This window comes from Frankia sp. CcWB2 (assembly GCF_977927585.1).
In genome coordinates, this window is sequence record NZ_CDWRCM010000048.1 from 15,842 (window position 1) to 21,555 (window position 5,714).

Annotated in this window: 9 protein-coding genes; 1 reads left to right on the forward strand and 8 read right to left on the reverse strand. The window is 71.1% G+C overall.

Translation table 11 applies throughout. The features are described 5' to 3' along the window. Positions 1-168 precede the first annotated feature (168 nt). From ACY45C_RS07560 to ACY45C_RS07570, 3 genes are read right to left on the reverse strand one after another with little or no spacing between them, the layout of a single operon-like run. Positions 169-720 (reverse strand): MFS transporter, encoded by a 552-nt coding sequence (locus ACY45C_RS07560; protein WP_462186915.1) that lies wholly within the window; start codon positions 718-720, stop codon positions 169-171. An 8-nt stretch (positions 721-728) separates the two neighbouring features. Further along, positions 729-911, reverse strand: a complete 183-nt coding sequence (locus ACY45C_RS07565; protein ID WP_462186916.1) for a hypothetical protein — start codon at positions 909-911, stop codon at positions 729-731. Beyond that, positions 908-1,492 (reverse strand): MFS transporter, encoded by a 585-nt coding sequence (locus ACY45C_RS07570; protein WP_462186928.1) that lies wholly within the window; start codon positions 1,490-1,492, stop codon positions 908-910. Before ACY45C_RS07570 ends, ACY45C_RS07565 begins: the two co-directional genes overlap by 4 nt. Before the next feature lie 105 nt (positions 1,493-1,597). On the opposite strand from ACY45C_RS07570, the gene ACY45C_RS07575 reads away from it, so the two are divergent. Then, positions 1,598-1,888, forward strand: a complete 291-nt coding sequence (locus tag ACY45C_RS07575; protein WP_462186917.1) for a TetR/AcrR family transcriptional regulator C-terminal domain-containing protein — start codon at positions 1,598-1,600, stop codon at positions 1,886-1,888. Here the strand turns inward: ACY45C_RS07575 and ACY45C_RS07580 are convergent. From ACY45C_RS07580 to ACY45C_RS07600, 5 genes are all read right to left on the reverse strand, one after another. Then, on the reverse strand, positions 1,885-2,604 hold the full coding sequence (locus ACY45C_RS07580) for an LLM class oxidoreductase (protein WP_462186919.1): 720 nt from the start codon (positions 2,602-2,604) through the stop codon (positions 1,885-1,887). The two genes, ACY45C_RS07575 and ACY45C_RS07580, sit on opposite strands and share 4 nt — an antisense overlap. Further along, a complete protein-coding gene (locus ACY45C_RS07585) occupies positions 2,532-3,062 on the reverse strand; it encodes an LLM class flavin-dependent oxidoreductase (RefSeq protein ID WP_462186920.1) in 531 nt (176 codons plus the stop codon). Before ACY45C_RS07585 ends, ACY45C_RS07580 begins: the two co-directional genes overlap by 73 nt. 401 nt (positions 3,063-3,463) lie before the next feature. Then, on the reverse strand, positions 3,464-4,111 hold the full coding sequence (locus ACY45C_RS07590; RefSeq protein WP_462186921.1) for a TetR/AcrR family transcriptional regulator: 648 nt from the start codon (positions 4,109-4,111) through the stop codon (positions 3,464-3,466). Positions 4,112-4,187: 76 nt separating this feature from the next. After that, positions 4,188-4,586 carry a PaaI family thioesterase gene (locus ACY45C_RS07595; protein ID WP_462186922.1) on the reverse strand — a complete coding sequence of 133 codons (399 nt, stop codon included), beginning with the start codon at positions 4,584-4,586 and terminating at the stop codon, positions 4,188-4,190. Between the two features lie 238 nt (positions 4,587-4,824). After that, positions 4,825-5,714 (reverse strand): HNH endonuclease signature motif containing protein (locus ACY45C_RS07600; protein WP_462186923.1); only part of this gene is annotated, 890 nt, incomplete at its 5' end.

The following is a 5,714-nucleotide window of genomic DNA, read 5'->3' on the forward strand; positions in this document are numbered from 1 at the left end:
CTTACCCATCTGTCCGTCCGTGTCCGTCTGTCCGTCTGTCCGTCTGTCCGTCCGTGCCGCCGGAGAAACCGAACGGCGGCATCGAGGCGACAGTCCGGACCGACAGCCCGGACCGACAGTCCGGACCGCGGAGAAGGGCGAAACCCACGAGGTCCGGGCCGCGCTGATTCAGCTGGCCGGGTCGGCGGATCGGCGTCCGGGCAGGTACCAGACCGCGAGGCCGATCAGGACGGCGACCGCGGCGATGACCGCGCCGCCCAGGAAGGCGCGCGCGGCGCCCGTGGCGACGCCGTCCGCGCCGGTGAACAGGGTCAGCAGGACGGCGAGGCCGAGGGACCCGCCGACCGACAACGCGGACTGGAGCACGGCGGAGGTGACACCGACATCCTCGGGAGCGGTCTGCGACAGGACGATGAGGTTGAGCGGCACCACGGCCGCCCCGGCGCCCGTGCCCAGCAGGATGATCGGGGCGAGGACGTCGACGGCGTAGCGGCTGCCGGCGTCGAGCAGGCTGAGCCAGAGCATCGCCAGGATGATCACGGTGAAGCCGATGAGGGCCAGCGCCCGCGGGTTCAGGTGGGCGAGGATCCTGGGCACGGATCGGGCGGTCAGCAGCAGGGACACGCCGAACGGCAGGAACGCGAGCCCCGTGACGAGCGGCTCCAGGTCGAGGACCCGCTGGAGGAACTGGGTCAGGAAGAACAGGAAGCTCGTCAGCACGAACGCCATCAGCAGCAGGTCGACGAACGCGCCCGCCCGGCCCGGTGGGTGAGCACCCGCAGGGGGAGCAGGGGCGATGCCGCCGGCGACTCCCGCAGCGTGAAGCCCGCCAGGACCACCACACCGCCCGCCAGACCCGCGACGGCTCCCGAGTCGGCGGCCCGCACGAAGCCGAACACCAGGGCCGTCATGCCGAGCACCGACAGGACCGCCCCCGCGAGGTCCAGGGCCGGCCGATTGGCCGCCCGAGGAGCGGGGGCACCACCCGGGCGGCGAGCACCGCGACGGCGAGGCCGATCGGAGCGTTGATCAGCAGCGTCCCCCGCCAGTTCGTGAGGTCGGTGAGGATCCCCCCGAGCACCATGCCGGCGGACGCCGCGAGCCCCGTCACCGTCGAGTAGACGGCGAACGCCCGTTGCTGGCGCACCCCGCTGAAGGTCGTCGCGAGCAGCGCGAGCCCCGCGGGGCCGGCCAGCGCCGCCCCGCCGCCCTGCAGGACACGGCCGGTGAGCAGCAGGCCCACGCCCGGTGCGAGTCCCGCGAGCAGGGACGCGGCGGCGAGCAGGCTGGTGCCCGCGATGAAGGTGGTGCGGTGGCCGAGTATGTCGCCGAGCCGGCGGACAGGCCCAGATCCGTCTGAAGATCGAGTAGCGCGACGGTGACGATCGTGCCGTCGAGCTGAAGCATGAACTCGGCGCCGACGATCGCCGCGAGGACGAGGCCGAGCACTCCCGGGGTGTTCTGCTCCAGTGCTGGCTGTTGATCCTGGAATGCCAGCTCAGCGATGAGGGCTGGGCGTTGCAGCGGTTGCTGTACGCCGAGGCCCCCACATGCCCGACCTGTACGACGAGGTGGTGTCGCTCGGGGGCAGCCGGTCGTGAACGCCTTGGCCGGACGGCTCGCGCGGCTGGCGAACCGCGGGCATCTCGACGTCGATGATCCCGAGAGCGCCGCGAGCCAGTTCATGTCGCTCGTTGCCGGAGACCTCCCGGCGTTGTCGGCGCTGGGCACCCGGCCCATCCGCCCGGTCGACCTCGACGACGCCGTACGCATGGGCGTGCGGACCTTCCTGCGGGCCTTCGCGACCCGCCGGCACGCGCGACCCGCCCGCTCGCGTCCGCTGCTCGCGGCGAGCCACCCGCCGCCCGGTCCTCTCCCTGTCGACTAACCGGCGGGGCTATCTGGGTTATCTGGGCTGTCTGGGCCGGTGGGGTCGGCTGCGACGTCCTGCTTCGTGAAACGGTTGGGGGGGATCGGCAGACCGAGGGACTCACGGAAGGTTCCGCCGGTGTACTCGCGCTGGGTCAGCCCGCGTTCCTGCAGGATCGGGACCACCAGCTCGACGAAGGCCTCCAGACCGCGTGGCATCGCCTCCAGAAGCATGAAACCGTCCGTGGCTCCGGATGTGAACCATTCCTGCATGCGGTCGGCGATCTGCTCGGGCGTCCCGATGAACTCCCCGCGGGGGGTCACCGCCTCCAGCGCGACCTGGCGCAAGGTCAGCCCCGGTTCCCGGGCCATCTGCTTGATCCGACGGGTGCTGTCCTGGAAGCCGTCGTTGCCGATCTCACCCAGCTCGGGGAAGGGGGCGTCCAGGTCGTAGCCGCCGAAGTCGTGCTGACCGAAGATGAGGGAGAGATAGCGCAGCGCCTCGTCGGTGTTGACCAGGCCGGCCACCTCCTGGTAAAGGCGTTCGGCCGCCGCTTCGGTCGGGGCGACGAACACGGTGACCGCGATGAACAGCAGGGGCACACCCGCCGGCCGGCCGGCCTGAAAGATCATCGGGTAGCCCTGCGGCGGCCGTTCGATGTTCAGCGGTCCCCGCACGGAGAAGTACTCCCCGCGGCGGTCGAGGGTGTGCAGCCGCGCACGGTCGAAGAACACCCCGACTCCTTGTCTCGGAGCAGGGCGCCGTCCTCCCAGGAGTCCCACAGGCCACGCAGAACGTCGAGGTACTCGGCCGCGATCCGGTAGCGCGTGTCGTGTTCGGGGTGCTCCTTCTCGGAGCGGCTGAAGTTCAGCGCGGTTCCCGCCGGCGCGGAGGTCACGATGTTGATCCCGGCCCGGCCGGCGCTGATGTGGTCGACGGTGGCGAGTTGGCGGGCGATGACGAACGGCTCGCTGTAGGAGGTGGAGATCGTGCCGACCAGGCCGATGTGGCTGCTCGCCGCGGCGAGCGCGCCGAGCAGTGCGACCGGTTCGAACTGCGCCAGGTACTGCGGGGTGGACTCCGCGGTGACGTAGAGGGTGTCGGTGATGAAGACGAGGTCGAAGCGGCCGTTCTCGGCGGTGCGGATCCATCGCCGGTAGAGGTCGAAGTCGATGGCCCCGTCCGCCGGCACGTCGGGGTGGCGCCAGCCGGCGACGGTGCCGCCGACGCCGTGCAGTAACGCCCCGAGCCGCAGCCGACCCTTCCTCGCCGAGCCGTCCGGCGCCGTGTCGTCGCTCGCCAGGTCCTTCCCTTCTGGTGCATACGCTTGTGGTGCGTAACCGGTTCTCCTAATACGTAACCGGTACGTAACCGGCCGGGATGTCGGCCAGCCGGACGCCTTCGAGGCGGGGCAAGATAGCCGGTCAGGCCCGTGCCAGGTGGTGCGTGCCGGGAATCAGCCGGGCAGGTTCAGCGTCCCGCATCGCGGTGCTATCCGCGGCCTCGTCGGGAACGGCCGGGCGTCGGTGGCGCGCGGGAACGCCGCCGCCCATGGCACCGCCTCCCCCCGGGTGATCCGTCATGATCCGTCGTCTATGACACCGTACCGGTGTGGTGCTCCGTTTTGTAAGACCTCGGGGTATCACCGGTCGTCGGCCCGGACTGAACCCGCAGGCCATCGGTCATGATCGAGAGTAGGGGCCGGGCGTGGCCCGCCCGCTCCGGCGCCTGTTCCCGGATCCAGCCGATAGCGGTCACGAGAGAGATCACCTCCTCGATCCGCACGTCCGACCGGACGTCGCCGGCCCGCTGGGCCCGGACGAGGAGTGCCAGCGTCGCCTGCTCGAGGGAGTGGCAGGACGCGTGCAGCTCCGTCTCCTCGTCGCGCACCATGGTGAGCAGCCTGGCGGCCACCCCCCGGTAGGTCGCGATGTGTGCGATCAGTTTGTCAAGCCAGCCGAACAGTGCCGCGCCCGCGTCCGGGGCGTCCAGCAGCCGGTCCACCTCGTCGAGTAGCGCGGCGGCCCGGTCCTGCAGCAGCGCCTCGAGCAGCGCGTCCCGGTTGGGGAAGTGCCGGAAGAGCGTGCCGATCCCGACCCCCGCCTGCCTGGTGACCTCGTTGAGGGAGATGTCCCTGTCGCTGCCGGCGAAGGCGTCCCGGGCCACCTCGAGGATCCGCTCGCGGTTGCGGCGCGCGTGCGAGCGCATCGGCCGGTCCGCCGTCTTCACGCTGCTGGCCATGTGCACCTCCGGGGGCTCGGCCGTACACTCCTTCGAGCCTACGGAAGCCTGGTCGTCACGAGGGGCGTGCCGGTGGTCAGCGGCGCGCGACGGTGCCGAGCGCGACGGCGCAGAGCCGTTCCCCGTCCCCGTACCCGCCGCGGTCGAAGACCTCGCAGCGCACGGTGACCAGGGTGGAACCGGCATGGACGACCTCGGCGCGGGTGATGAGCTCGTCGCCCCGCGCCCCCCGGATATAATTGATCTTCATCTCGGAGGTCAGGACGGCGTCCCCCGCGATGCTGCCGGCGGCGAAGGTGAGGGCCGTGTCGGCGGCGTAGCTCAGCGCCCCGCCGTGCTGCTGGCGCAGATGATCTCCGAGTGGGATGGTCAGCTCGGCCACCCCTGCCTCGAAGCGGCTGAGTCGGGCGCCGAGCAGCCGACTGAAGGGCTGGGCGGCGAGTAGCTCGCGGGCCACGGCGATGTCGGGCGTCATCGGCTCTCCAGGAAGGTGTGCCTACCGGCGGTGTGCCTACCGGCGGGGTGCCTACCAAGCAGTGTGGGCCTTGGGAGGTTCGTGGGTCGTCAGGGACTGGGCGCGGGTGGCGGAGGGGCGACGACACGATTGGTAGTGGTCTCGGCGGCGGACTGATGATCTGGGCCGTGGCCGGCTGCGGTCGGCTGAGCCACTGGTTTCGCCTCGCTGCTCGCCTGAATCCGGTGCGAAGCGATGGCTATCCGCCGGGCGCGGTGTGTAGGAGGTCGGCGGTATGTCGTGAATAGGGGTTGCGGCGGGGTTTTCGTGCGGGGTCGATCCAGGGTGGGGGAAGGAACTCGGGCCGGCGGTCGGGGCCGAGCCGGACGGTCCAACCCTGGTGGTGCACGAACCGGTGATGATATCCGCACAGCAATACCAGATTGTCGAGCGAGGTTTCTCCGCCGTCTATCCAATGACGAACATGGTGAATTTCACACCACGACGACGGACGATCACACCCCGGATACGCGCAGCAGACATCGCGGGCGATGACGGCGCGACGCAGATCCGCCGGTGCGGTCCGGTAGGCACGACCGACATCCAACGGAACGCTGGCCGCATCGAACAGCACCCGGCCGACCGAGGCGTCGCAGGCCAGGCGGCGCAGCACACCGGCCGGCAGCGGCTGACCCCAGCCGGTCGAGGCCGGAGGCCCGCCGTGGCCGAGCAGCGCCGCCCACGGCACGGTCACCGTCAGATGCGGGCGCACCCCACCGGTCACGGGCAGAACGCCGGCACCGAGCACGCGGTGGAACAGCTCGACGAAGGCGTCGGCACGCCGCCGCGCCGGGGAACGCGGATCGGCGGCGCCGTCATCGCCGGGGCGGGGTCCGGCCAGCGGATCCAACGCCGAACGCAGCAGGGCGGCGGCCTCGGCATCAAGGGTGCCGCTGATCCGCGTGATCCCGCCCGGGAGGTCGGTCAACCACAGACCCCGCCGGTCCGCAGGATCACCACCGGGACCCGGCACACCGTCCCGGTTGTCCGTGCCGCTCCGACTGTCCGTGCCGCCCGCACCGTCCTGGCTGTCCGGGTCGTTGTGGTGACCGTTGTCGGTGGGCCCGTCGCCGCCGGGGCTGGTATCGA